This window comes from Cylindrospermum sp. FACHB-282 (genome assembly GCF_014697195.1).
Lineage (GTDB): Bacteria > Cyanobacteriota > Cyanobacteriia > Cyanobacteriales > Nostocaceae > Cylindrospermum.
On record NZ_JACJRJ010000059.1, the window covers coordinates 1 to 24,131 of the forward strand.

At 43.3% G+C, this 24,131-nt stretch carries 24 protein-coding genes and 1 pseudogene; 16 read left to right on the top strand and 9 right to left on the bottom strand.

Annotated features, from left to right (window positions below; genetic code table 11):
* Positions 1 to 199 precede the first annotated feature (199 nt).
* Both H6G32_RS22890 and H6G32_RS22895 read left to right on the top strand, forming a co-directional pair.
* Positions 200 to 793, top strand: coding sequence for a PEP-CTERM sorting domain-containing protein (locus H6G32_RS22890; protein ID WP_190462475.1), 594 nt, complete (start codon positions 200 to 202; stop codon positions 791 to 793).
* Positions 794 to 1,047: 254 nt separating this feature from the next.
* Positions 1,048 to 1,689: a PEP-CTERM sorting domain-containing protein gene (locus tag H6G32_RS22895; RefSeq protein ID WP_190462478.1), complete on the top strand. Its 642-nt coding sequence runs from the start codon at positions 1,048 to 1,050 to the stop codon at positions 1,687 to 1,689.
* A gap of 94 nt (positions 1,690 to 1,783) precedes the next feature.
* On the opposite strand, the gene H6G32_RS22900 is transcribed toward H6G32_RS22895, so the two are convergent.
* Positions 1,784 to 2,689 carry a CoB--CoM heterodisulfide reductase iron-sulfur subunit B family protein gene (locus tag H6G32_RS22900; protein WP_190462536.1) on the bottom strand — a complete coding sequence of 302 codons (906 nt, stop codon included), beginning with the start codon at positions 2,687 to 2,689 and terminating at the stop codon, positions 1,784 to 1,786.
* Positions 2,690 to 3,287: 598 nt separating this feature from the next.
* Between H6G32_RS22900 and acpP the strand changes: the two genes are divergently transcribed.
* The 5 genes from acpP to H6G32_RS22925 all read left to right on the top strand — a co-directional run bounded on the left by acpP (position 3,288) and on the right by H6G32_RS22925 (position 7,636).
* On the top strand, positions 3,288 to 3,539 hold the full coding sequence (gene acpP / locus H6G32_RS22905) for an acyl carrier protein (protein ID WP_190462480.1): 252 nt from the start codon (positions 3,288 to 3,290) through the stop codon (positions 3,537 to 3,539).
* Between the two features lie 164 nt (positions 3,540 to 3,703).
* Positions 3,704 to 4,954 (top strand): beta-ketoacyl-ACP synthase II, encoded by a 1,251-nt coding sequence (gene fabF / locus H6G32_RS22910; protein ID WP_190462481.1) that lies wholly within the window; start codon positions 3,704 to 3,706, stop codon positions 4,952 to 4,954.
* Positions 4,955 to 5,013: 59 nt separating this feature from the next.
* Positions 5,014 to 5,184 (top strand): hypothetical protein, encoded by a 171-nt coding sequence (locus H6G32_RS22915; RefSeq protein ID WP_190462483.1) that lies wholly within the window; start codon positions 5,014 to 5,016, stop codon positions 5,182 to 5,184.
* Between the two features lie 23 nt (positions 5,185 to 5,207).
* The gene (gene tkt / locus H6G32_RS22920) at positions 5,208 to 7,220 is read left to right on the top strand and encodes a transketolase (RefSeq protein WP_190462486.1); all 2,013 of its coding nucleotides are present in this window, start codon (positions 5,208 to 5,210) and stop codon (positions 7,218 to 7,220) included.
* 149 nt (positions 7,221 to 7,369) lie between these two features.
* Complete coding sequence (locus H6G32_RS22925; RefSeq protein ID WP_190462488.1) at positions 7,370 to 7,636, top strand: hypothetical protein; 267 nt, start codon at positions 7,370 to 7,372, stop codon at positions 7,634 to 7,636.
* 63 nt (positions 7,637 to 7,699) lie between these two features.
* Here the strand turns inward: H6G32_RS22925 and H6G32_RS22930 are convergent, their stop codons facing one another.
* Both H6G32_RS22930 and H6G32_RS22935 read right to left on the bottom strand, forming a co-directional pair.
* On the bottom strand, positions 7,700 to 8,308 hold the full coding sequence (locus H6G32_RS22930; protein WP_190462490.1) for a hypothetical protein: 609 nt from the start codon (positions 8,306 to 8,308) through the stop codon (positions 7,700 to 7,702).
* Positions 8,308 to 9,408, bottom strand: a complete 1,101-nt coding sequence (locus tag H6G32_RS22935) for an AAA family ATPase (RefSeq protein ID WP_309232626.1) — start codon at positions 9,406 to 9,408, stop codon at positions 8,308 to 8,310. The genes H6G32_RS22930 and H6G32_RS22935 overlap by 1 nt, the downstream gene beginning before the upstream one ends.
* A 328-nt stretch (positions 9,409 to 9,736) precedes the next feature.
* Between H6G32_RS22935 and H6G32_RS22940 the strand changes: the two are divergent.
* Positions 9,737 to 9,967, top strand: a pseudogene (locus H6G32_RS22940) (Uma2 family endonuclease); the annotation flags it as partial.
* 181 nt (positions 9,968 to 10,148) lie between these two features.
* Here H6G32_RS22940 and H6G32_RS22945 read toward each other — a convergent pair.
* Both H6G32_RS22945 and H6G32_RS22950 read right to left on the bottom strand, forming a co-directional pair.
* Positions 10,149 to 11,303: a zinc-dependent alcohol dehydrogenase gene (locus tag H6G32_RS22945; RefSeq protein ID WP_190462495.1), complete on the bottom strand. Its 1,155-nt coding sequence runs from the start codon at positions 11,301 to 11,303 to the stop codon at positions 10,149 to 10,151.
* Between the two features lie 84 nt (positions 11,304 to 11,387).
* Entirely contained in the window at positions 11,388 to 12,968 is a 1,581-nt protein-coding gene (locus tag H6G32_RS22950) for a DUF1565 domain-containing protein (RefSeq protein ID WP_190462497.1), read from the bottom strand.
* Between the two features lie 427 nt (positions 12,969 to 13,395).
* Between H6G32_RS22950 and H6G32_RS22955 the strand changes: the two genes are divergently transcribed.
* Positions 13,396 to 14,040: a DUF3318 domain-containing protein gene (locus H6G32_RS22955; protein ID WP_190462499.1), complete on the top strand. Its 645-nt coding sequence runs from the start codon at positions 13,396 to 13,398 to the stop codon at positions 14,038 to 14,040.
* A 61-nt stretch (positions 14,041 to 14,101) separates the two neighbouring features.
* Here H6G32_RS22955 and H6G32_RS22960 read toward each other — a convergent pair whose 3' ends face one another.
* Positions 14,102 to 15,604: an esterase-like activity of phytase family protein gene (locus H6G32_RS22960; protein WP_190462501.1), complete on the bottom strand. Its 1,503-nt coding sequence runs from the start codon at positions 15,602 to 15,604 to the stop codon at positions 14,102 to 14,104.
* 138 nt (positions 15,605 to 15,742) lie between these two features.
* Positions 15,743 to 16,540, bottom strand: a complete 798-nt coding sequence (locus H6G32_RS22965; RefSeq protein WP_190462502.1) for a 7-carboxy-7-deazaguanine synthase QueE — start codon at positions 16,538 to 16,540, stop codon at positions 15,743 to 15,745.
* Positions 16,541 to 16,740: 200 nt separating this feature from the next.
* Here H6G32_RS22965 and H6G32_RS22970 point away from each other — a divergent pair, with 200 nt between their 5' ends.
* Complete coding sequence (locus H6G32_RS22970) at positions 16,741 to 17,790, top strand: anti-sigma factor antagonist (protein ID WP_190462505.1); 1,050 nt, start codon at positions 16,741 to 16,743, stop codon at positions 17,788 to 17,790.
* Between the two features lie 196 nt (positions 17,791 to 17,986).
* Here the strand turns inward: H6G32_RS22970 and H6G32_RS22975 are convergent, their stop codons facing one another.
* The gene (locus H6G32_RS22975) at positions 17,987 to 18,190 is read right to left on the bottom strand and encodes a hypothetical protein (protein WP_190462507.1); all 204 of its coding nucleotides are present in this window, start codon (positions 18,188 to 18,190) and stop codon (positions 17,987 to 17,989) included.
* A gap of 94 nt (positions 18,191 to 18,284) precedes the next feature.
* On the opposite strand from H6G32_RS22975, the gene rsfS reads away from it, so the two are divergent.
* The 6 genes from rsfS to H6G32_RS23005 all read left to right on the top strand — a co-directional run bounded on the left by rsfS (position 18,285) and on the right by H6G32_RS23005 (position 23,398).
* Positions 18,285 to 18,746 carry a ribosome silencing factor gene (gene rsfS, locus H6G32_RS22980; RefSeq protein ID WP_190462509.1) on the top strand — a complete coding sequence of 154 codons (462 nt, stop codon included), beginning with the start codon at positions 18,285 to 18,287 and terminating at the stop codon, positions 18,744 to 18,746.
* Entirely contained in the window at positions 18,743 to 19,243 is a 501-nt protein-coding gene (locus H6G32_RS22985) for a CGLD27 family protein (protein ID WP_190462511.1), read from the top strand. The genes rsfS and H6G32_RS22985 overlap by 4 nt, the downstream gene beginning before the upstream one ends.
* A gap of 195 nt (positions 19,244 to 19,438) precedes the next feature.
* The gene (locus tag H6G32_RS22990; protein WP_190462513.1) at positions 19,439 to 20,392 is read left to right on the top strand and encodes an asparaginase; all 954 of its coding nucleotides are present in this window, start codon (positions 19,439 to 19,441) and stop codon (positions 20,390 to 20,392) included.
* Positions 20,393 to 20,833: 441 nt separating this feature from the next.
* A complete protein-coding gene (locus tag H6G32_RS22995) occupies positions 20,834 to 21,316 on the top strand; it encodes a group I intron-associated PD-(D/E)XK endonuclease (protein ID WP_190462514.1) in 483 nt (160 codons plus the stop codon).
* Positions 21,317 to 21,357: 41 nt separating this feature from the next.
* On the top strand, positions 21,358 to 22,788 hold the full coding sequence (locus tag H6G32_RS23000) for a YcjF family protein (protein WP_190462516.1): 1,431 nt from the start codon (positions 21,358 to 21,360) through the stop codon (positions 22,786 to 22,788).
* 73 nt (positions 22,789 to 22,861) lie between these two features.
* The gene (locus H6G32_RS23005) at positions 22,862 to 23,398 is read left to right on the top strand and encodes a dihydrofolate reductase family protein (RefSeq protein WP_190462518.1); all 537 of its coding nucleotides are present in this window, start codon (positions 22,862 to 22,864) and stop codon (positions 23,396 to 23,398) included.
* A gap of 360 nt (positions 23,399 to 23,758) precedes the next feature.
* Here H6G32_RS23005 and H6G32_RS23010 read toward each other — a convergent pair whose 3' ends face one another.
* Positions 23,759 to 24,121, bottom strand: a complete 363-nt coding sequence (locus H6G32_RS23010; RefSeq protein WP_190462520.1) for a hypothetical protein — start codon at positions 24,119 to 24,121, stop codon at positions 23,759 to 23,761.
* Positions 24,122 to 24,131 lie beyond the last annotated feature (10 nt).

A 24,131-nucleotide genomic window follows, 5' to 3' on the forward strand; every position in this document is an offset into this window, starting at 1 on the left:
GAAGCTAATAAAACGCTTAGGATACGGTTTTCGTAACTTTAGCAATTTTAGGTTACGAAGTCTATTAAACTGGCATTTTAGTATTAATTTTGCATAAAGGAAGCGGTAGAACCTTTTAAAATACACCATGTTAACATCCTGGAAACGCTGAACTCAGCCTATAGCCATAACAGCACTCAGTCTCACCATACTTGCTGCTATGGGAACTGCCAGAACTAGCGCTGCAACTATAACGACAATCAATATTGCTGGAACTTTTGGGCCAAACTTAATTGTGGAACTACCTGATTACCCTGAATTTTTGATTCCTCCTAATCTGTATACTACCTTTGCTGGATACTACACAGTGGATCCGGATAAACTTCCTAATGACCCCTATGATGACAATCAGGTGGCAAGAGGGGAGATGATTTTACGAGACTCTTCAGGTGTGATTGTAGAAAGTTTTCTCACAGGAGATGGCGAGTTTATGAGCGCGTCTTTACAAGGAGTAAGCTTTTTCGATGGTGGAGCAAATATATTCTTTGATTTATTTGTAAACAGCGACTTAACACCACGCCAAGAAGTACAGTATGGCGTTCCTAGTTATGGATTGCTCCGGATAAACCTCGATAGATATATTACGCGAGGCTTATTCAATGTTACTTCGATAGACTCATTCAATGTTACTTCAGTTTCAGTTCCCGAACCTTTTACCCTGGGGGGTACAGCAGTTGCTGGTGTGATGGGGTTTTGGTTGAGACGTAGAAAACTCAAAGCATCCTTACCAGAAAGTAATCCCAACAACATTTAGCCTAGAGACAGGGGCGTTGTAGTCCGCCCCGTCGGGGTTATCCCTGGCTAACTTTCAGTGTTGCACCCTAATTTATTGGTTGACGACGCAACAACTAAAATCCTAACTTTTCTAACACAGGCTTTGTCGAAACAGGGTTTCTGTTTTTAGCCCTCAGCCAAATATTAGTCATGTGTTTTCTTCATGAAGACTACCCATAACTACTGCTTTTTTGCGAGTATAAAAGAAGCGTCTACTTTGTTTCAAAATACACCATGTTAACATCTTGGAAACGCCTATCTCAGCCTATAGCCATAACAGCACTCAGCCTCGCCATGTTTGCTGCTATGGGAACTGCCAGAAGTAGTGCTGCAAATATAAAAACAATCAATATTGCTGGAACTTTTGGGATAAACTTGATTCCACGTGAATACCGTGAAGGTTTTTATGATCCTAAGTTGGAATATGGTACTTTTGTTGGATACTACACACTGGATCTGGATCAACTTCCTACTGAGCCGTATGACTCAGATCCGAGGGTGACAAATTGGAATGTGATTTTACAGAACTCTTCAGGCGCAACTGTAACAAACTTTTCCCGTAGAGATGAGGGATTTATTCTCGCGTCTTCCAAGGAAGTAATACTTGCCAATGGTATAGGATATGAAAGCTTATCTTTATTTGTCAACAGCGACTTAACACTACGGCAAGAATTACGGTTTGGCGTTCCTACTTATGGATATTACGAGTTATACGCTGATAAATATACTCCGATAGGCAGATTCAATGTTACTTCAAATTCAGTTCCCGAACCTTTTACCCTGGGGGGTACAGCAGTTGCTGGTGTGATGGGGTTTTGGTTGAGACGTAGGAAACTCAAAGCATCCTTACCAGAAAGTCATCCCAACAACATTTAGCCCAGAGACAGGGGCGTTGTAGTCCGCCCCATCGGGGTTATCCCTGGCTAACTTTCAGTGTTGCACCCTAATTTATTGGTTGACGACGCAACAACTAAAATCCTAACTTTTCTAACACAGGCTTTGTAGAAACGATGTGGCGTTCTAAACCCAATTCTTTCGGGCTAACCCCCAAAGCCAAAGCAATTAACTGAGGTAAATGCAACACTGGCAAACCTAGCTTTTGACCAATCACCTTTTCTACCTCTGGTTGACGAGAATCTAAATTGAGATGGCACAGAGGACAAGGGGTAACAATACAATCAGCATCATGTGCCAAGGCTTCTTGAATATGCATCCCAGCCATTTTAAAAGATTGGGTAGTGGCATAACTAGATAGAGGCCAACCGCAACATTGAGTCCGTCCACGGTAATAAATTGGTGTTGCACCCACTGCCCGAAACACATTTTCCATTGCTTCCGGCTGGAAAGGGTCGTCATAGGGCATAGACTTTTGGGCGCGGAGGAGATAGCAGCCATAAAAAGCCGCACATTTTAATCCACTCAACTTTAAAGTAACACGTTTGGTGATTTCCTCTAAACCGTAATCTGTCACTAGAGCATAGAGGAGATGTTTAACCTCAGTACTGCCGCGATAAGGGGCACAGCTTTCTTTTTGCAGCAAGCCATTAACCTGTTCAATGTAGGCTGGGTTGCTTGACTGGCATGCTTTGAGCCGTTCATCAACATGACCGATAACACCCTGACAAGTGCTGCAATGGGTGAGTAGGGGCAGATTTAATTCCTCTGCTAAGGCAATATTCCTGGCGTTAACCGTATCTTCCAACAGTTGGGAATCTTCTTTAAATGTACCTGAACCACAGCAAGCAGCTTTTTTCAGTTCAACTAATTGAATGCCCAAGGCTTGGGTGAGGGCTTGAGTTGATAGATAAAGCTCCCGGCAAGCACCTTGAGCTACACAGCCGGGGAAGTAAGCGTATTTTAGTGTCTGAGATAGCATAGAAATATATTTGGGTAGGGCAACTGCCCTGACCATAACTGTTTTAACACCATTTGTTAAATTGGCTCCACCGATCAGAAGATGCTAATTAAAGCCAAATTAGGGTGGAACCCTTACTTTGTGTGGCTGATGTCGTTTTTTTTGAATTTAAATTCTGAGAGGATAATGCTTTTAAGAATTTTAAATGCGGTTTGGACTAAAGGTAGCCATAGAATCTGTTGATTTTATTAGCAAAGTTGTGAAAACTAAATTGAGATATGTTGGAGAATAGTAAGCATTATTGTGCGATAGCGCTCTTGCGGACTTGATGAGGCGATGGGCTTCTCTCCGAGACGCTCTGCGAACGCCCCGCTGGATGTGATGGTGCGTATGTTGCCCCATTTGTCTGAGAAATAGGGGTAAAAAACTGATATGCGGGTTCTTTGCCCAAATTCGGCTTTGCTTGGTTCCATCTGGCTTTCAGAATAGCAAACAGCGCCAAGCTTCTTTTGGGGCTGGGGCATATACGGACGATCACCCTTTCCGATAAGATGTATATGCTCAAAACAACATCGCCATAAAGAGCAATTCATAGCAACTCAATTAAGGACTTTTATCTATGAGCCAAGCAGATATTTTTGAAAGAGTAAAGAAAATCGTCGTCGAGCAATTAGACGCTGATGTGGAGAAAGTTGTACCAAACGCCAGTTTTACAGAAGATTTAGGGGCTGATTCCCTGGATATTGTCGAACTGGTGATGGCTTTGGAAGAAGAGTTTGATATCGAAATTCCTGACGAAGCCGCCGAAAAGATTTTAACGGTTCAAGAGGTAGTGGATTACATCAACAGTAACGTTGCCGCATCCGCCTAAAAAAAATGCCTAGTCATGAGTGCTGAGTTTATAGACGCTAGGCTTTTCTCTGAAAAGCATCAAGCATAAATTATCAAACAAACAGTAAACTCTTGACTCAGGACTTGGAACTCAGCACTCGTGATTATTCTGCTTGCAGCTTTCTCGCCACCTTTAACTAAGTCATGACAGATTATAAACGTAACCGCGTTGTTGTAACTGGTGTTGGCGCGATTACACCTATTGGTAACACACCAGCTGAATATTGGGAAGGATTGTTGAGTGGACGCAATGGCATTGACTACATCACTGCTTTTGATGCTTCAAGCCATGATTGCCGCATTGCTGGTGAAGTGAAAAACTTCGATCCACATGATTACATGGAGCGCAAAGAAGCCAAGCGCACGGATCGGTTTGCCCAATTTGGAATTGCGGCCGCAAAACAGGCTGTATCAGATGCACAGTTAGTGATCAATGATCTGAATGCAGACCAGGTAGGCGTCATTATTGGTTCTGGCATTGGCGGGATCAAGGTTTTAGAAGACCAGCAAATAGTCTACATGAACCGTGGGCCTGATCGCTGTAGTCCATTTATGATTCCGATGATGATCGCCAACATGGCAGCAGGATTAACGGCAATTCACACTGGTGCTAAAGGGCCAAATTCCTGTTCTGTCACAGCCTGCGCCGCTGGTTCTAACTCTATAGGAGATGCTTTTCGCCTGATCCAAGGCGGATATGCCCAGGTGATGATTTGCGGTGGGTGTGAGGCGGCAGTTACACCCTTGTCTGTGGCTGGATTTGCCGCAGCGCGGGCCCTTTCAACTCGCAATGATGATCCTGCTCATGCTTGCCGTCCCTTTGACCGCGATCGCGATGGATTTGTCATGGGTGAAGGTGGGGGAATTTTAATTCTCGAAGAACTGCAACACGCCATTAGTCGTGGCGCTCGCATTTATGCTGAAATAGTTGGCTACGGTATGACCTGTGACGCTTACCATATTACCTCCCCAGTACCTGGTGGTTTAGGCGCGGCTAGAGCCATGCAACTGGCACTGAAGGATGGGGAACTAACACCAGAAATGGTAAGCTACATCAATGCTCATGGCACTAGCACCCCAGCTAATGATTCGACAGAAACAGCAGCGATTAAAAAAGCTTTGGGAGAATCTGCCTATCATCTGGCAATTAGTTCCACTAAATCAATGACAGGTCATCTTTTGGGAGGTTCTGGAGGCATTGAAGCGGTGGCTACGGTACTGGCGATCGCCAATGATCAAATTCCACCAACAATCAATCTAGAAAATCCCGAAGCAGTGTGTGACCTAGATTACGTGCCCCATTCTAGTCGCGCTCAAAAAGTAGAGGTAGCGCTATCAAATTCTTTTGGGTTTGGCGGTCACAATGTCACGCTAGCCTTTAAGAAGTACCTCTAAAATCACCAATTTTGCTGCTGGTCATATCTCCTTTTAGGAGAATTTGGAAAGTATCATAAATGTCATTACGTGCTGAACTCTTAGTTCAGCATGACCAAAATAATAGCTTTATTTATCACCAGAAACTCAGAAGATCCCGCTTGTCCATCAACAATCGGGAATGGGATGATGAGGATATTGGGGAAATCAAAAATGACCCCAGTAAGAGAGAGAGCTACGAGTATTGCTAACCCGTCGTTAAGAACAAGAGATTATGGCTGTTGCAACCCAATCCCTCGAAGAACTTTGTATTAACTCGATCCGCTTTTTGGCAGTTGACGCTATAGAAAAGTCAAAATCGGGACACCCTGGACTGCCGATGGGCGCGGCTCCAATGGCTTTTGTCCTTTGGGATCGCTTTATGCGGTACAACCCGAAAAATCCCAAGTGGTTCAATCGCGATCGCTTTGTTTTGTCTGCTGGACACGGCTGTATGTTGCAGTATGCCATGCTGTATCTGACAGGTTACGATAGCGTCACCATCGAAGATATTAAACAATTCCGTCAATGGGGTTCTAGAACGCCCGGACACCCAGAAAACTTTGAAACAGCAGGCGTGGAAGTTACCACTGGCCCCTTGGGTCAAGGAATTGCCAATGGAGTTGGTTTAGCGATCGCTGAAGCACACCTCGCTGCTAAGTTCAACAAACCCGACGCTAAAATTGTTGACCACTACACCTATGTAATTCTGGGTGATGGTTGCAACATGGAAGGTATTTCCGGTGAAGCTGCTTCTTTCGCGGGACACCTGGGATTAGGCAAACTCATTGCTCTGTACGACGACAACCACATCTCCATCGATGGTTCTACTGATGTAGCATTCACCGAAGATGTTTCCAAGCGGTTTGAAGCTTATGGTTGGCACGTTCTGCACGTCGAAAATGGTAATACCGATTTAGAAGCAATTTCCAAAGCAATTGAAGCAGCAAAAGCTGTCACCGATAAGCCGACCATGATTAAGGTCACAACCACCATCGGTTACGGTTCCCCCAACAAGCAAAACACCGCTGGTATTCACGGTGCTGCCTTGGGTGCAGACGAAACAGCATTGACTCGTCAAAATCTAGGTTGGACATACGGGCCTTTCGAGATTCCACAAGATGCCCTCAACCACACACGTAAAGCAGTAGAACGCGGTGCAGGTTACGAAACCGACTGGAACAATACTTTTGCTGACTACAAAGCTAAGTATCCCCAAGAAGCGGCTGAATTTGAACGCTATGTTAGCGGTAAACTGCCCGACGGTTGGGATAAAGTACTACCAACCTACACCCCCGAAGACAAACCACTACCCACCCGCAAACACTCAGAAAACTGCCTCAACAAACTAGCAGCGGTTTTACCTGAGTTAATTGGTGGTTCCGCTGACTTGACCCACTCCAACCTTACCGAACTCAAAGGCTTTGGCGACTTCCAGAAAGGACAATACCAAAACCGCAATATCCACTTTGGTGTGCGGGAACACGGTATGGGCGCAATCTGTAACGGTATGGCACTCCATACTTCAGGATTAATTCCCTACGGCGCTACCTTCCTGATCTTCACAGATTATATGCGGGCTGCTATTCGTTTAGCCGCCCTTTCCCAAGCCGGCTCTATTTGGGTAATGACCCACGATTCCATCGGTCAAGGTGAAGATGGCCCCACTCACCAACCCATTGAAACCCTAGCTTCCCTGCGAGCTATTCCTGATTTAACTGTGATTCGTCCCGCAGATGGAAACGAAACCTCTGGTGCTTACACAGTAGCAATTGAGAAGTCAAAGGCCCATGCTTCTACACTGTTGGCGTTCACCCGTCAAAATGTCCCCAACTTAGCAGGTACTTCGATTGAAGGCGTCAAGAAGGGTGGATATATAGTGGTGGATTCCCAAGGTACACCAGATATCATCCTCATTGGTACTGGTTCAGAATTGAGCCTCTGTGTCACCGCAGCTGAGAAACTGACCGCTGAAGGTAAGAAAGTCCGTGTTGTTTCTATGCCTTCAACGGATTTGTTTGAAGCACAAGATGCAGCTTATAGAGAATCTGTTCTACCTAAAGCTGTCACCAAGCGTGTATCTGTAGAAGCCGGTACCAGTTTCGGCTGGCATAAGTATATCGGTACTGAAGGCGAAGCTGTAAGTATTGATCGCTTTGGTGCTTCTGCTCCTGGTGGTACTTGCATGGAGAAGTTTGGCTTCACTGTTGAGAATGTGTTAGCTACAGCTAAGAAAGTTTTGGGTTAATAGCAACGGAATTTTCTCTTAATTTTTGAGGGTGGGCTGAAGGGCCTGCCCTTTTTTTTTAACGCAAAGGGGCGCGGAGGGAAGCGCGGAGTTTCGCTGAGGAGGATTGTTTATAATTGGGGTAATTGGTTGATGAATGAGGGAGAATTATGCAGGAAGTAGCTAACTATCATCTTGTAGAAAAGCTGATTCACGGTAATAGTTTATATCTAGTTAAATTGAACCAACTAGAAATGATAAATATGTTGGTAGAACTATTTGGGCAGTTTTCACCAGCAGAAATGCGGGAAATTAAAGATTATGACTTAATAAAGAGAATTGATAAAATTTTGGTACTAGAGGCGGTTTCGGGTACATTAAATGATTTAACTCCTGAAGAAATAGCCATTTTTGATGCAGCGGTAGAAGGAAGATAAAAAGGGTAACTTATTTACTAGATACAAATATTGTTACTTACATTTTGATTTTTGTCTAATTATTTAATTTAATACAGGTTCAAATATAGCTATGGCATTGACAGCCCTTTCGAGGCTGGGAGAAAAAGACTTAGCAACTTCAACTTGCCAAAAATGCTCAACAAAGTAAACCAACTGTCCATTATAGTCTCGACCTACCTTCGCAGTGCTGTTAGGTTGTGGGACGATAGCCTCACGCAATACACGTTTTTTAGATTTTTTTGCAAGATTAATTAGTGTTTGTTTGGGATCATTAATGGCATCAACATCTTGTGGAATCAATATCTCCTGTACTCCCAGGAAGTTGGCAAAGGCTTCACGATGAGCTAAGAGCCATGCTTCAACTTCTCTGACAGCGATACGAAATAAAAGATTAGGATGCTTTGGGGATGGTAGCCATTTTTGAATTAGTTCTAGTGGACACTCTATTCTATCAAGGTCTGTCAAGACTATATAAGGTGTTCCTTTAGCAGCATTATTGAATCCATTTATAGTCTTTTTAAGATAGCCAGAGCCTTGTTTACAATAGCAAGCACCTACTTTGTAAGGCCGGTTTGATTGGTGTAAAATTGCCCGCAATACAGCTTCACTCAACGGGTCTTCAACAGCTAAGTTAATAGGGATGAAGTCCACTACAGATGAAGCTCCAATTTATTAATCTCAGATGGTTTAGTCAATGGTAAGACGGCATCAGCTATACTTAAACCTCCTTCTAACAAATACTGCACATTATCAATAGAGGATGCTGGAGTAATTTTAGTTCCTTCTGGACTGGGCGTTAAAAGTAGGATTTCTTCACTCCCAATTCCCTGATCTTCTAGTAAATCTGCACTATGTGTAGTGAGTATTATTTGCCTTTTTTTCTGACGCTGCATTCGATGCATTAAAGAGGGCAATTTTTTAATTATAGCCGCGTTCAAAGATAACTCTGGCTCCTCAAGAAGTAGTAGTGAGTCAGTTTCCAGTAATGACCAAAATAAGCCTATTAGACGCAATGTTCCATCGGAAAATTGATCTTCTCTTTGCTTACCTGCGTCAGGACGCCAATGCTCATATACTGCTTCTAAATGTGGAACACCCATCTCGTCTTTTATATCAGTAAGATGTTTCAATTGGGGAACAACTGAACGCAAAGTATTTTCAATCTTTGTCAATCGAGATTTGCGTGTTCTTTCAGAAGTTTTGGTAATACGCTCAAGAAAACTTCGCCCAAAAGGATCTTCTGACATACCCGAACCAGAAAATGCATCTGGATAACGCAGTAACTGGGGAACCAGGTGTAGATATAGTACAGATTCAAAGAATTTAGCAATTTCTCTGAATTCAACATTGGCGTTGATTTGTTCTAAGTGTGTTTGCGTTTTTCTGAGTTTATCTTCATCATCTTGCTCGTTTGGTCTATTGAGTATCTGCTCATTGTCTTTCCATACTCGCTCATAAGATAAAATAGGTGGATTAGAACCCCCCTTTTGTTGTTTGATCCCGATAGCATACTTCCATTTAGGATCATGATTAGAGTATTCTGAAAGATGTACTTCTATCTCAATAACAGGGTATCTTCGTGCTGACAAACAACGAATTTTTGATACACCCCCACGCTCACTGACAGCTTTTTGTAAGCCACCACCTGGTTTAGCAATATCCCGCAAAAAGCGGAATACATCAAGAAAGTTAGATTTTCCACAGGCATTAGGCCCGACCACAAAAACTCTGTCGCCTAATTTAACATCCACTGAGATAAAATTGCGCCAATTTTTTAGTATTATATGAGAGATAATCATTAGCAAACTAGATAATTTTCATATACAAAATTTCGTGTCTAAATTATTGATTAACTCAGCCAATCAATAATCAAAATTATAGTTTAAATTATAGTCAGCACTATTCTATCTTAATTTAATTTAAAAGAAAGTGTTTGCAGCTACTTAGCGATCAAGTTTAAATTTTGATCAATAAAAAAGCGATCACACCCCATCCCCCACGCCAAACTAGAAAAAATGCCATATTACTTAATAACGCCCCAAAACTAGGAGGTTCCATGACCTCAACACCAATATTGCATTGGTCAAAATAAATGAACGCGGACATTATCCCATTGAAGCGATGGGTATCGAGTTAGGAGTTTGGCAAGGTCGTTATCAAAATCTTGAATTACCCTGGTTACGCTGGTGGGATAATCAGGGTAATTTGCTGCTGACAGGTTGGGAACAAACGCAGTTAGCAGAAGCAAGGGCCGAACGTTTGGCGGCTAAGTTAAAAGAATTGGGTATAAATCCTGATGAATTAGTGTGATATCAAACCCAATATTTAAGCCTCTCCCCGCTGCGGGGAAAGGTTTGGAGAGGGGTCAAGCAGTGACGATATATGGGAGGATGTCAATCCACTGAGAAGCCTAACCAAAGAGCTAAACATTAATGGCGATCGCCTCCGGCGGGCCGAGTGCCCATCGCACATTTCCTCACCTTTGTTTAAATCACAGCAAAGCCACACCCTTGATATAGTCAGGGTTTTGATGGTCAGTGACAAAAGCCTGAGGGACATCTACAAGAGATTCATAACGGTGAGTAATTAACGACCCAACATTGATCTGCTTGGATTCGAGCAAATCTAGCGCTTTTTGATATGTGAGCGTTCTACCCTGAGAATCAAAACCGCCTGATGCACCTGTAGCAGTGACCAAAGTTGGCTCTATAAACTGTAAGTTGTTCAGTACACTTACATCGGCCCCAGCATGACCGTAGCCATAAAGTAAAATTGTCGCCTGTTTACGAATTAAGCCAGGAATAGAATTGAACACCGAACCTGCACCAGACGCATCAATAAAATACTCTACTCGTCGTCCGTTAGTTTGCTCTTCTACCACTTCAGCTAAATCATCCACTAATGGATCAATTACTACTGCACCAAAGCCTGTAGCTAAATCTCGTCTAAATGCGTTTGGTTCGCTTACCAACAGCAAGCCATCATATTGAAGAATATTTCGGAGATACTGGATAAACATCAATCCTGCTGGACCTCCTCCACAAATCAGAATTGATTTAACGCGACGGTCAATTTCCTCAGCACCAATTGCATAACGAGTGCGAGAGCGATTAACTCTGTCTGAAGCATGAATCACACAACCTAGTGGTTCTGTTAAAGCGGCTTCGACTCGGTCTAAGTCTGAATTAATGGGGATGAGATTGACAGCAGGAAGTGCAATGTATTCAGCCAAACCTCCCGGTAACCCAGTAATACCATGCTCAGTGTAAAACTGACATTGGTGTGAATCTCCAGTAGTGCAGTATTCACAAAGGGGCTTCTTCCTCTTACTAAAGCAGTTTAATCCTTGATCTAAAACTACGCGATCGCCTGTTTGTAAATCTCTAACCTCTTCTCCAACCTCTGCAACCACCCCAACAATTTCATGGCCGAGAATCTGCGGTTGTTCTACTAGGGAGATAGGTCTTCCCCGTTTATCTGTATTGTAATTAGCTTCTCCTGAAAATATATGGAAGTCTGAGCCACATAATCCTACTGCTTGTACCTTGACTAAAACATTATGTGGGTTTACTGCTGGAATCGGGAATTCTTTTAACTCAAGCTTGGTTATATCACTTAATAATAACCCTTGCATTGTTGAAGTCATGATATTAAATCCAGTTTTTAGTTATTTTCCAGCCCGCCCAAGCGGGCTTTGTTTCTGTAGCTGCAGGTTTTAGCCTGATAGCTTTTATACAGTCACAATATAAGGAGAGTTAATTGCCGCTACGCGATCGCTATTCACTAAAGCTTGATATACTAACGCCGCCACCTCTCCGCGAGTTGCATCGCGGGTGGGATTAAGTTGTTTAGCAGTCGGGTAATTGACAATAATCTGCTTTTCAGTAGCCGTTATTACCGCAGCCTTGGCATAGTCAGGAATTTTTGCTTGGTCATCGAAAGCTTTTTTGGCGGTTCCAGCACTCGCAGATAACCCCAGTCCATTCACTAGGGAGACAATTACTTGTACGCGCTGAATGTTTTGGTTAGGACGGAAGTCACCATTGGGAAACCCAGAGAGAAACTGCCCTTGATAAGCTTGTTGAATTACCTGGAATGCCCAAAATTTATCTGGTACATCCTTAAATTTGATAGCAGTGCGTTTGCTGGGTGGGTTGAAAGCTTTTACCAATAAGGCGGCATATTGCGCCCTTGTCATCGTCGCATCGGGTTTAAAAGTCCGATCAGGAAAGCCCTTAATTATCTCCAGTTTGACTAATTCCCGAATAAACGCAGCTGCCCAATGATTACTAATATCGGTTAAGTCGCTGGCTGTTGGAGTTGGTATAGGTGTTGGAGTTGGTATAGGTGTTGGAGTTGGTATAGGTGTTGGAGTTGGTGTTGGGGTTGGTATTGGTATTGGTGTTGGGGTTGGTGTTGGAGTTGGTATAGGTGTTGGTACTGAACTATCTGCAAACTCTACTTTTCCGGTAACCTTAGCCGGATCTATTTGATTTCCCACAGAAACAAGCTTGTTGGAACTGGCATTTTGCAAATCAAATTTACCGTTATTGCGGAAGATGTTACCACCTGGGTTATTAGTACTGCCGAGATCTGGTAAAGCAGTGGCAATCACCGTCACACCATCGTCAGTGTTTCTCTCACTGAGATTATTTCGCAGCACAGGACGCGCAGTTCCAGAAATGACAATTCCAGAGCGGTTTTCGGAAATTTTGTTATCTATAAGTGTGGGTGATGCAGCATCACTAATGGCAATGCCATAACCGGTTTTAACGCAGATGTTACCTTGAACTTGACCTTGGGAACTTTTAGCGATCGCAATTCCGTTAGCCGCATTCTCACTAAACACATTACCTTGAATCACTGGATTAGCATCACCAGTTGCAAAAACTCCCTCACGCTTACAATTAGTAAAAGTGCTATTAGCAACGGTAGGAGTACTCGATTCAACCCATGCACCACTACCACGACTAGCCAAATTAGTCACAGTCACCCCCCGGAGTTCAGCGCTATTCAGCAGCACAAAGGTAACGTTTTGACCTGCAAAAGTGCGGCTGAGGTAGCTACCACTCCCTTCAATTAAAATGCCGCTACCTTTGTTAGCTTCATTACCCACCACTATCACCCCAGTGGCAACAATTAGGGGAAAAGCTTCACCACTGGCAGCATTATAATTACCATCTGCCAGTTGAATTTTAGTACCTATTGTGGCTTGCTTTAAAGCTTTTGTAATCGTTTTAAACGGCGCTTGTTGGCTGCCAGAGTTACTATCACCACCTGTGGCTGGATTTACGTAAAAATTTTGCGGCATATTTATACTCTTAAAAAAGACATAGACATCCTAGCGCTAACCATCAAAGTGTGAGGTGAGGGGTGGATACCTTAAATAACTTGAAGAATTAATCACTCTAAATGTCAAAAATTATGCCCATGCTTTTGAATTTGATTAAAATAGGGGACAAGAAATAAATCCGCCCTTGCTGTAAATGGCTAAAACAGGTGCAATCGCTAAAATTAAAGCTGATTTATGCTTACACTTCATGGATACTCGACAGTTGTAATTGTATTGACTAATACATTGATACGTAAATACGAGTAGATAGCTGTAATATAAAGCCTTGTTAGTATAGAAAAAAGCGGAGAAGTTTTTCCAATGAGTGAGGCGGATCATCACTGAAATCGCTATACTCCAAAGTGATACCCTCACTATATACAGAAATTTTTTAGGGCTGGATTTTATGACATCCTATGCAACCTCCTCTGCCAAAGCGGAAATGAGTGAACTCCGGCGGCTAAAAGGCTTACTACCGCCAGAATTGCAAAGTTGGGTCACGGTAGAAGGCACAACTGAGGTCAATCCACCCCTGATCCGCTGCGAAGAAATTGGTAAAGACCAGGTAGAAATTCAAATTGACCTGGTGAAATGGGATGCCCTCGCAATGGATCAGCGTAATCTGCTGTTCTGGCATGAAGTAGCCCGCGTTCAAAATGACACGATTCCCAAAGATGGTTGGGAAATGGCAGCACTAGCGATTGGTTTAGGTGGTGCTGTTGGTGAGTTATGGGTACAAGATGGATTACTGCTGGTGTTAGCTTTAGCCCTGTGTGGCGTTTCCGGCTGGCGGCTTTATCAAAAAAATAATGGGGACAAACAACTCAAAGAAATAATTGATGCTGACGAAAAGGCGATCGCACTAGCAACGCGCTTTGGTTATAGTTTGCCTAACGCCTACAAGAGTTTAGGCAGTGCCTTAAAAAGTTTAGTGGAAAACACTCCTAGCAAGCGCCAGCGATCGCGATATGAAGCAAGACTTTCTGCCCTCAAACGTAGTGCCAATAAAGCCAAAACCAAACCTAGAACTACAGCCGAGGGTGGACTGTAGAAACCAGAAGTGGGGTGGGTAATACCCAACCCCATTAAATGTATTTAATCACTATTACTTTTTAATGGGATACAGCCTTAGTCTGCCGCTTTAGCCAGAAAGCACTCAAGCCCAGTAGGATTAACCCAGCACTTGCAGTTGGTTCTGGTATCTTTTCTGGTGGCACAAATCCCTGTAACTCCTGACTACTAGCTTTAAAAGAATAAAGATAGCTAGGGATCAAAGATTTTCCTGCTGGACAACCGCTATCAATTGGTACTTGAGTACTGTTAGTACCATCTGTACAAACATCAAACTGTACATTACTCGAATTCTGAGTCACGCTGAAGTCATTATCTGTACCCATGATAATTGCGTAGGAACCATCAGCTAGTTGCGGGCCAATAGCCAGACCTTCAAATTTCTCTGGGATTATCTGCCCGTTTCCTTTCAGAATATCGGCAATGTCAATAAACGGTGACGTAGACTTGCTTACAGGTGTTACACCAGAGGGTAGATTATTCGTCCCTGCCAAACTAATGTTACTAACATCGGTTGCACCTGTGAGGTTAATTTTATAAACCCGTTTGCTACCAGTAGGCTGTGCACTTGTAGCAGGATCTACGCCAAGGCCCCGATTATCCCGTTCCAAAACTAAAAACTCTTTGTCATTTAAGGCTGTAATGGCGCTAATAGCAATATTTCGCCCTTGGGCAGTAGCTGAAAAATCATCTGCTGTTCCGGGAAGGCGGTCATTAATATCGCTCAGACTTTCTAGCTGATAGATATATTGTCCCGTACTCTGACCAGTTGCAGTGTCAAATTCTACTAGCCGTAAATTTTGACTCCGCCGTCCATCATTAGAAGCACCTTCATTTACCAACGGGTCTTGCAGCATTGCATATAGTTTGCTGCCATCTGGACTTAAAGTTACCCCTTCAAAGCCTCGGTTATCTTGACGACCACTGGTAATGATGGGGCGACCATCAACATAGTTGACATTGCTTCCAGCTTTGGAAAGTAAATTGCCTGGGGTCTCAAATACCCGAATAAACTTACCAGTGGGACTGAATTCGTATATGGACGGCCCATATTCATCAGAAATGTAGTAATTACCGTTAGGGGCAATTGCAAAGCCTTCTGAGTCTAAGCTTAGACCTAGAGTTCCCGAATTACCGTTGAGTAAGTTGGGGTTTAAGCCATTGAAGTTATCACCATTTTTGGTAAACAAAATAGTGTCTAGTAGTTGAAAGTTGCTGATTGCACCAGTGTTGTGGTCAACGTCTAGGGAAAATTTTTGCACTCGCGTCTTGTAGTCTATGATGCCACCACCGGGACCGCGATCTACTAAACCATAGTACACATTGCTATAGCGATCGTAGTACAGATCTGAAAAAAGGCCACCTAAGCGGTTAGTATTAGCGTTGTTGCTATTAGATGGGTACAAATCTGTACTTTCTCCAGGAATTACCAGGCTGTTAGTCATGGTAGCAGCGCTGGCAGATGTCACAAACCCCACAATACTCACTACAGATGCCACAAAAGAACGACCCAATAGCGAAAGCCAATAATTTGTCCGAATCATATTTGCAAGCAAAAAAAGCTAGTATTGGGGTATAGTACTACGTATTAACAATTATTTGGTTATGAGTGAATTCTCCTAGACTTGGTAACATCAAAAATTCATCAAGTTTGGTTTTTCCTTCATTACAGCTTCGTTAAACTACAACTGGTTCAGCACTTTATGTGTTTGGGGGATCACACGCACTTGCTTGACAAACCGTTTCATCAAAGCCTGCCATCCTAAAATTTGGTCAGGAGTTGGTGTCAGTACAGGCACTTGGCTAAGTTGTTCAGCCGCTGCCAAAGGTGTAACAGGTTGTAAAAATATCGGGATATCCTGACTAACAGCTGCGACCAACAAAGCTGAACGTTCCAATTCACCTATATCTGTTTGTTGAGAAACGATTATCTTGACAAAAACATCTAAATGTGAATCAAAGCATATTTTGAGAAATTTTGTATGTTCTTGCCAATAACTTTCACCGCTGACACTGGGTAATTTTAAATCCATGCCCACAGAGTCTAGATAGGGAAGAATCATCAACAATTGTTCCGGACGATGTCCACCGCTTTCCAGGTATATAGGTAGAGCAGTAGTAGCTCTCAATTCTGGGAGAAATTGCGCCAAAAATGGGGCATGAAGAAGTGGTTCGCCCCCAGTTAAGCTAATGCTATCGTGTAGACAAGGTAAGTTTTGCCTTTCAACCCATTCGATTAATATGGGTAGGGGAACGGGATTAGAATGAATTTCAAAGTCCCGTAATCCTGGGGAGCGCTCGATTTTACAGCTAGTGGGTGCATTCCAAGTGTGGGCACTATCGCAAAAGTGACACCGCAAGTCGCAAAGAGCAAAGCGAATAAAAATCTGACGTGTCCCGACATTTAGTCCTTCCCCTTGAATTGCAGAAAAGACTTCAACCAGGCGTGCGGTAGGTTCAACTGTAGTTTTAGCAATCATATGATGATAGCAACGCGATCGCTTTGTGTCGGCATAACAGAACAACAACTATGTTTTTGGCTTCTTGTTCTATTGTGAACCGTTATCAGCGATGTCTAATCTCATTGCTAGCAACTAGCAATTGGTGACGATCCCTACTGATTTTACATGAGGTTAGGTAATTTTTAGGACAAAATGATGTTTGGCAGATTAGATTTTAGATGGCAACTAAAATGCATAGCTTCATGAGCAGCCAACCCACAGAGGCAGATTTTCCAGTTACTTACCTAAACGACACGGTAATAGTGCAGGTGTCTACGCGGTTGAGCGTGCTTGAAGCTGTAGGCTTTAAGCAAACCTGCCAAAACTTAACCCAAGCCAATCCACATCCAGGGCAAATTATTATTGACTTTCAGCAAACTACTTTTATGGATAGTAGTGGTTTAGGTGCCCTGGTGAGTAATTTTAAAATTGCCCAAGAAAAAGGGATCGCATTCAGACTGCGAAATGTTACCCCCCAAGTGATGGCAGTGTTAAACCTTACAGGATTGGATCAGGTTTTACCGATTGATTCTCTTAGTAGCGTGTCGCTGATAGAAGCGAATAACACCGTAGATACCCGTAAGAATAACTCCCGGAGAGTAGAGCCGCTACCCCAGACTCATCCTTCGGTAGCATCTTGGATGAAACGATTCATAGACATTGTTGGGGCAATGGTAGGTTTAGTGATTACAGGAATTTTGATGATTCCGATTGCGATCGCCATTGAAATCGACGATCCCGGCCCGATTTTCTTTTGTCAAACCCGTTGTGGTTGGATGGGGAAGCGTTTTTCGATTTGGAAATTCCGCTCCATGTGCGTGGATGCAGAAGCCAAAAAAGCCCAAGTACAAAACCAAGTACAAGGGGCCTTTTTCAAAAATGAAGCCGATCCCAGAGTCACGCGGATAGGGCGATTTTTGCGTCGCACTAGCTTGGATGAACTGCCACAATTTTGGAATGTTCTCAAAGGAGAGATGAGTTTAGTTGGTACTAGACCACCCACACCTGATGAAGTGGAACGCTATGAAGTGCCAGAGTGGCAACGTTTGGATGTTAAGCCTGGGATGACTGGTGAATGGCAAGTAAATGGACGCTCCACAGTACGTAGTTTTGAGGATGTAATTCGCCTGGATTTGCAGTATCAAAAAAATTGGTGTTTAGCTTACGATTTAAAGCTGATTTTCAAAACTGTAGCCATTGTGTTTAACAGAAATAGTGGTGCTGTTTAGCTAAATTATCTTTAAAAAACGCGAAATCCCACTCCTTCAAGGGGTGGGATCAGCTTATGTAAATTTTTCTAGAGCCTAACCTTGAGATATAGATAGTATTCTGGCGACATTTTTGAAGAAGAAATATAACCATGAGCTGATACCGATCTCTCTTTAGGTAGACTAAGCCTAGGTCTCAAATGTTGTATCGTTATTTTTAGCAGCTAATAGAAGAAAGCCTGTAGGCTAGATGTGGCAATACTTCCAAATATATTGATTGACAGTAAATAATGGCTATAAAGCCATCGGTGGATACATCGCTACACCATTCGCCAGCCAAAATTGCTTGCACGAGAGCCAAATCTAAACAGCTAATTGTCGAACCAGCCCCATAGACACCTATTTTTTTGTTAGTATTCAAAAAAACCTATTCATCCAATTGCAGTTCAATTGTTTGTTGTTTTTTAAGTAAATGTAGAGAGTTGTTACAAGAGGAAGAAAGCACCTGAGGTTTAATGACTGATTATTTCCAAGGAAACTTCCCATTACAATCTGTCCCTCTGATGAAGAATACGGTGAGCAGCCCACTGGCGCAAACCGATGAGGAGAGTGCAAAATTAGCTTTAACCATCGCCGAAGCTGCATCAGACCGCAAAGCAGGTGAGATTTTATTGCTCAAGGTAGGAGATGTATCTTACCTATCAGACTACTTTGTGATGATGACTGGCTATTCTAGGGTACAAGTAAGGGCGATTGCCGCAGCAATTGAGGCACAGGTCGAAAGTGAGTGGCAACGGCGTCCCATTAGGACAGAAGGAAAAGCTGAGGGAAGTTGGGTGCTACAAGACTACGGCGATGTGATCGTTCACATCATGATGCCAAGAGAACGGGAGTTTTACAATTTAGAAGCGTTCTGGATACATGCAGAACGGATTGCGCTGCCAAACTCCGATGACCAAGGGAGTAAGCCAAAATGATTAAGTCCTCAGTTCCAAATTGCCCAGTTCCCATAGAACAACAACCGCTCAATGAGTACGAAGAGTTAAAAAGCTCTTGGCTGTTTCGCGATAGCACCTTAAATTTGGGCAAGTATATCACGAAAATACTTTGGATCTGGGGATTATCGTGGCTATTGGCAGGGCCTGTAGCGGCGGCAAGTTTTCCCCCACACAAGCACATAGCCCATTTTATCCTCTGTGGAGCCGCAGGAGCAAGTGTAGGGGTACTGCTGGCACTGGCGCGGTTGTATTTGGGCTGGTTCTACGTGCGCGATCGCCTCTACAGTCCTACAGTATTTTATGAAGAGTCAGGCTGGTACGACGGTCAAACTTGGACAAAGCCACAGTCTGTCCTGACTCGTGAACGCCTGATTGTGACATACGAAATTAAACCTATTCTCCAACGCTTACAAATTACCTTTGCTGGCTTGGCGGGAATGTTTCTTATTGGTACTATAGTTTGGCATTTGTTTTAATTAGTCATTGGTCAGTGATCAGTGGTGAGCCAGTGAGGTCTTGGGCTTTTTCATGCCATTTGCTTCAACGGGGGGAACCCCGCCAACGCAGTGGCTCCCCATCAGCAACTGGCGAACCCGCAGGGTCAGTGGTTAAGAAAAAACAACTGGCAACTGACAACTGACAACTCATAAAAAAGAGATAAATTTTAACCCATGACAATGGGAAAACGAACTCAGGCCCCAGCACTGGAAGTCAGGCTGCTACGGGAAGGCATTATTGAATCGCGGCATACTGTCCAGGCTGTTGTCTGTGACGAGCGGGGACGGGTTCTATCCGTTGCCGGTAACTCGGAAACTGCTGCATTTGTCCGTTCAGCCCTTAAACCATTTCAGGCTCTGGCAGTCACCACCACAGGCACACTGGAACGTTACGACCTCAGCGATCGCGATTTGGCAATAATCACCAGTTCCCACAAGGGAGCTATAGAGCAGGTCAGACAGGTATTTAACATCCTGTGGCGCACCGATCTTGACCCGACGGCACTCCAGTGTCCAATTCCTCAAGGCAAGCGCAGCCCTCTGGAATACAATTGCTCTGGTAAACACGCGGGGATGTTAGCTGTTTGTCAGCAACGTCATTGGCCTCTAAACAACTACTTGGATCGTAAACACCCCATACAACAGTTGATTCTCGCCAAAGTAGCAGAATTGCTGCGAATGCCTGCGGAGGAATTTCTCACCGCTCACGATGACTGCGGCGCACCCACATATCTAATGCAACTCAGTCAAATGGCCTCTTTGTATGCCCTGCTAGCCTCTAGCACTAACTTGGATATGGAGCGCATTGTCCGTGCCATGACTCATCACCCAGTCTTGGTGGCAGGAGAGGGGGAATTTGACACGGAATTGATGCGCTTAACTCCAGGGGAACTGGTAAGCAAAGCTGGTGCTGAAGGAGTGCAGTGCATTGGTAGGCTCGGTGAGGGTATGGGATTGGCAATTAAAGTCATGGATGGAGCCAAGCGGGCAAAATATGCCGTAGCGATCCACTTGCTCCAGCAAATGGGCTGGATTAGTCCCAGCGTGGCTGAACGCCTGTCGGAAAAGTTCATGAGCTTGGGAAAATACAAGCGTTTAGAAGTAGTTGGAGAATTATCGCTTTTGTAGTTGACAAACTTTTGACTTCGAGTTATATTAAAGAAGTCGAGAGACGAAAGCAACGCGGGATAGAGCAGCCTGGTAGCTCGTCGGGCTCAACGGTGAAATTAACTAAACGCTTATCAGTTAACTTCACAGTGGGCGGCATATAAAGAAACTTATATGCGTTTATCTGTCAAACTCGGGGAAGCCAATAGCGCGGTAATCCCGAACCAAGCCTCAGAAATGAGGAAGGTGTAGAGACTGGAAGGCAGACACCCTAACGTTAACGACGAGGGTGAAGGGACAGTCCAGACCACAAACTGGTTAATCCAGGCAACGAAAGTTGTAGATGGTAAGCATAACCCGAAGGTCAGTGGTTCAAATCCACTTCCCGCCACCAAATTAAAAATGAAACCCTGGAATTTGAAAAGATTCTGGGGTTTTGTTTTAATTATTTTGATTTTGCAGATGGACACAAAACTTAAAGGAGACATAGCTGAACAAGCAGCTGTTCTTCATGCCTTAAAGCGCGGTTGGGGAGTTTTGAAACCTGTAGGCGATCGCCTACCTTATGATTTAGCATTTGATGTAGAGGGAACTCTAGTAAAAATCCAAGTTAAATATGCTTGGCTTGATGAACCTTGTGGTAATTATGTGGTAGATAATCGCCGTACTAAAACCAATCGGCGGATAATGCTTCGAGAAGTGTATAAGGCAGCAGACTTTGATTTTGCTTTAGTCTATATAGAAAATATTGACCTGTTTTATATCTTCCCGGTAGACGTATTTATAGACTACGGTAGCGAAATACACCTTGTTGAAGCTAAAAAACGACAGCGGAAACCGCGTTCGGCACAGTATCGGAATGCATGGGAGTTAATTTCATCAAAATCTCTAAGTAAAGAATATTGTGACTGTTCCCCTGTCGAACTCGTTCAAGTAGAGTTTTGATCTATTCTGGAAGAAAAGCCATCCAAATAGCTCGGAGAAACATGGTTGTGAAGTTGCAACGACCAATTTTAGTGGGAGGATTGGGACTGTCCTTTTCCCTGTGGATGTTGGACAGTTGGCACGATTCTATAGTGCAGGTGGGTGAATTTGGGTTATTGAGTGCTTTAGCGGTTGGTGGTGGTTTGTGGTTATTCCAGCAAAAACGCCCGAAAGTCGGTTTAGAGCAGCTAGATGGTATGCTCGTAGATAGAGCTACCGTGGAAAAAGCGATCGCTAAAACCGAAGCCTTAATTAATCAACTAGCGCAAGAAGCAGAAAACCATCCCGCCTTAGAGAGACTGCGAGAACAAGTTACTCAGTTATTCTTTGAGTTAGACAGACAAGAAATTAAACTCGCTGTCACTGGCGGAAAGTCTGTAGGTAAAAGTACTGTTATTCAAGTCTTACAGCAAAATTTAGAGAAGCTACACTTCCAAGAGACAGCGCCTCTGTTTAGAGAAGCGGGTGACAACCCAGACGCAGAGGTTTTGGCGTCAGTACAAAAATCTGATTTTGTCCTGTTTCTGACAAATGGGGATTTGACAGACTCAGAATTTCAAGTTTTACAGCAGCTAAAAGCGGCGCATCAGCCAACAATGCTGGTTTTTAACAAACAAGATCAGTATATGCCAGATGAACGCGCCAGCGTTTTGCAGTCGTTGAAACAGCTGATGCAGGGAAATGTTGTGGCTACGGCGGTGTCTCCTGTTCCTGTGAAAGTGCGGAAATATGAAGCTGATGGTTCTGTGCAAGAGTGGATGGAACAACCAGCACCAGATATCCAGCAGTTGACGCAGCAGTTGGGTGAAATTCTCGCTATTCAAGCACAGCAGCTAGTTTTAGCAACTACCATGAGGAGTGCTAGGTTGCTGCAAGCTGAGGTGAAGAACTGGTTAAATGCCACGAGATGCGATCGCGCCACCCCCATCATAGAACAATATCAGTGGATAGCTGCCGCCGCTGCCTTTGCTAACCCAGTCCCCGCATTAGATATATTAGCCACTGCGGCAATTAATGCCCAAATGGTAATGGATTTGGGTAAAATCTATCAGCAGAAGTTTTCCCTAGAACAAGCGCAAACTGTCGCCGGAACAATGGGAAGTTTGATGCTGAAATTGGGTTTAGTCGAACTTTCGACAAAAGCGATTACTACAGTTCTTAAAACTAACGCCGTTACCTTCGTAGCAGGGGGAATGGTGCAGGGTGTGAGTGCAGCTTATCTCACCAGAGTAGCAGGATTAAGTTTAGTTGCCTATTTTGAACAGCAAGAAATTGCCCTAGATTCAGGAAATGCTTTAAATCTGGATAAATTGCGTCAAACTTTGCAAAATGTCTTTCAGCAAAATCAGCAGATGGCATTTTTGCAAGGCTTTGTTAAGCAAGGTGTGAAACGGTTATTACCAGAAACGCAGCAGGTTGAAGTTGTGGGATAATTTCGCCCAAAGACGCAAAGAAAAACTTTGCGTCTTTACACCATTGCGTGAAAGCTACCAAATTGGGAATACAATGACAAAAGTTACACTCTACATCGCAGCCAGTTTAGATGGCTATATTGCTAAAACTGATGGAGGAATTGATTGGTTATCGACGCTAGATATAGAGGGGGAAGACTACGGTTACACTTCTTTCTATGAATCAGTTGATGCTGTTATTTTGGGTAGCAAGACTTACGAAATAGGACTCAGTTTCAATGAGTGGCCTTATCCAGATAAAAAATCTTTCGTTTTCACTCGGCGTAATTTCAAATCTGACCGAAAAGATATTGAGTTTATTTCTGACACAGTGCAGCAAGCATTAGCAAAAATAGAAGCGCAAGGCTTTGAAAATATCTGGCTAGTTGGTGGTGGAGAATTAATCAACTCATTTCTTCAGCACAGCTTAATTGACGAATATATTATTTCAACTATTCCAATAATCTTAGGTAACGGTATCCGCCTTTTTCCACCGCCCAGCCCTGAAGAAGAATTAGAACTTATCAACTCAAAACAATATCCAACTGGTTTACTCCAAGCGCATTATAGAAGAAAGCGAAAGGGTGAATAAGGTTTCTACATAACTGATTAAAAACTATATAAATTTTCAGGTTTTGGGATAATTACACGCACTCGTAGCAAAGGCGCAAAGAATCAAATCTTGCACTACGCACCTTATCCGCCTACGATTGAAATCGCAGGCTAATAGCCCAACTCCACTAAAGTGGACTGAAAAGCAATCTTTAGTCTACTTGAGTAGACTTTAGCTATTAGCCAGGGAATTGATTCCTTGGCGGACTATGCTACAGTTAGGAGATGTGAGTAAAAAGCTCTTTATTCCGCAATACATTTCAGTTAACAAAAAAATCTATTTCTGTAGATGTTGGGTTTTTCTGTGGCTCAACCCAACCTACTATTACTAATAATAGTTTCAGTGCTGAAAAAACCATTCCCAGATTTGTATAAAAATGTACTTTTTAGAATCTGAAGAATAAACTTTTAGCTCATTTTTATTAATGTCTAGCTCAAGCTTTTCCACTGGAATTTCGCGGTATACATTATCGCTACTAAATTTGAGGCGGTTATCTTCTAAGCGTGGGTTCTGGATACTTAGCCATTTTCCTTGAGCCATCCTATCTTCCTTTTTTCCAGTTGATGGATCTGTCAGGGTTCCCAAGACATTACGAAATTCTACCTGTTTACCGTCTAATTCATGCCACCAAGACTGAATTTTATCCCAATTCTCTTGGCTGTTGGGAGTTTTGTTTTCAGAATACCAAAGAATAACATCCATGAGCATGAAC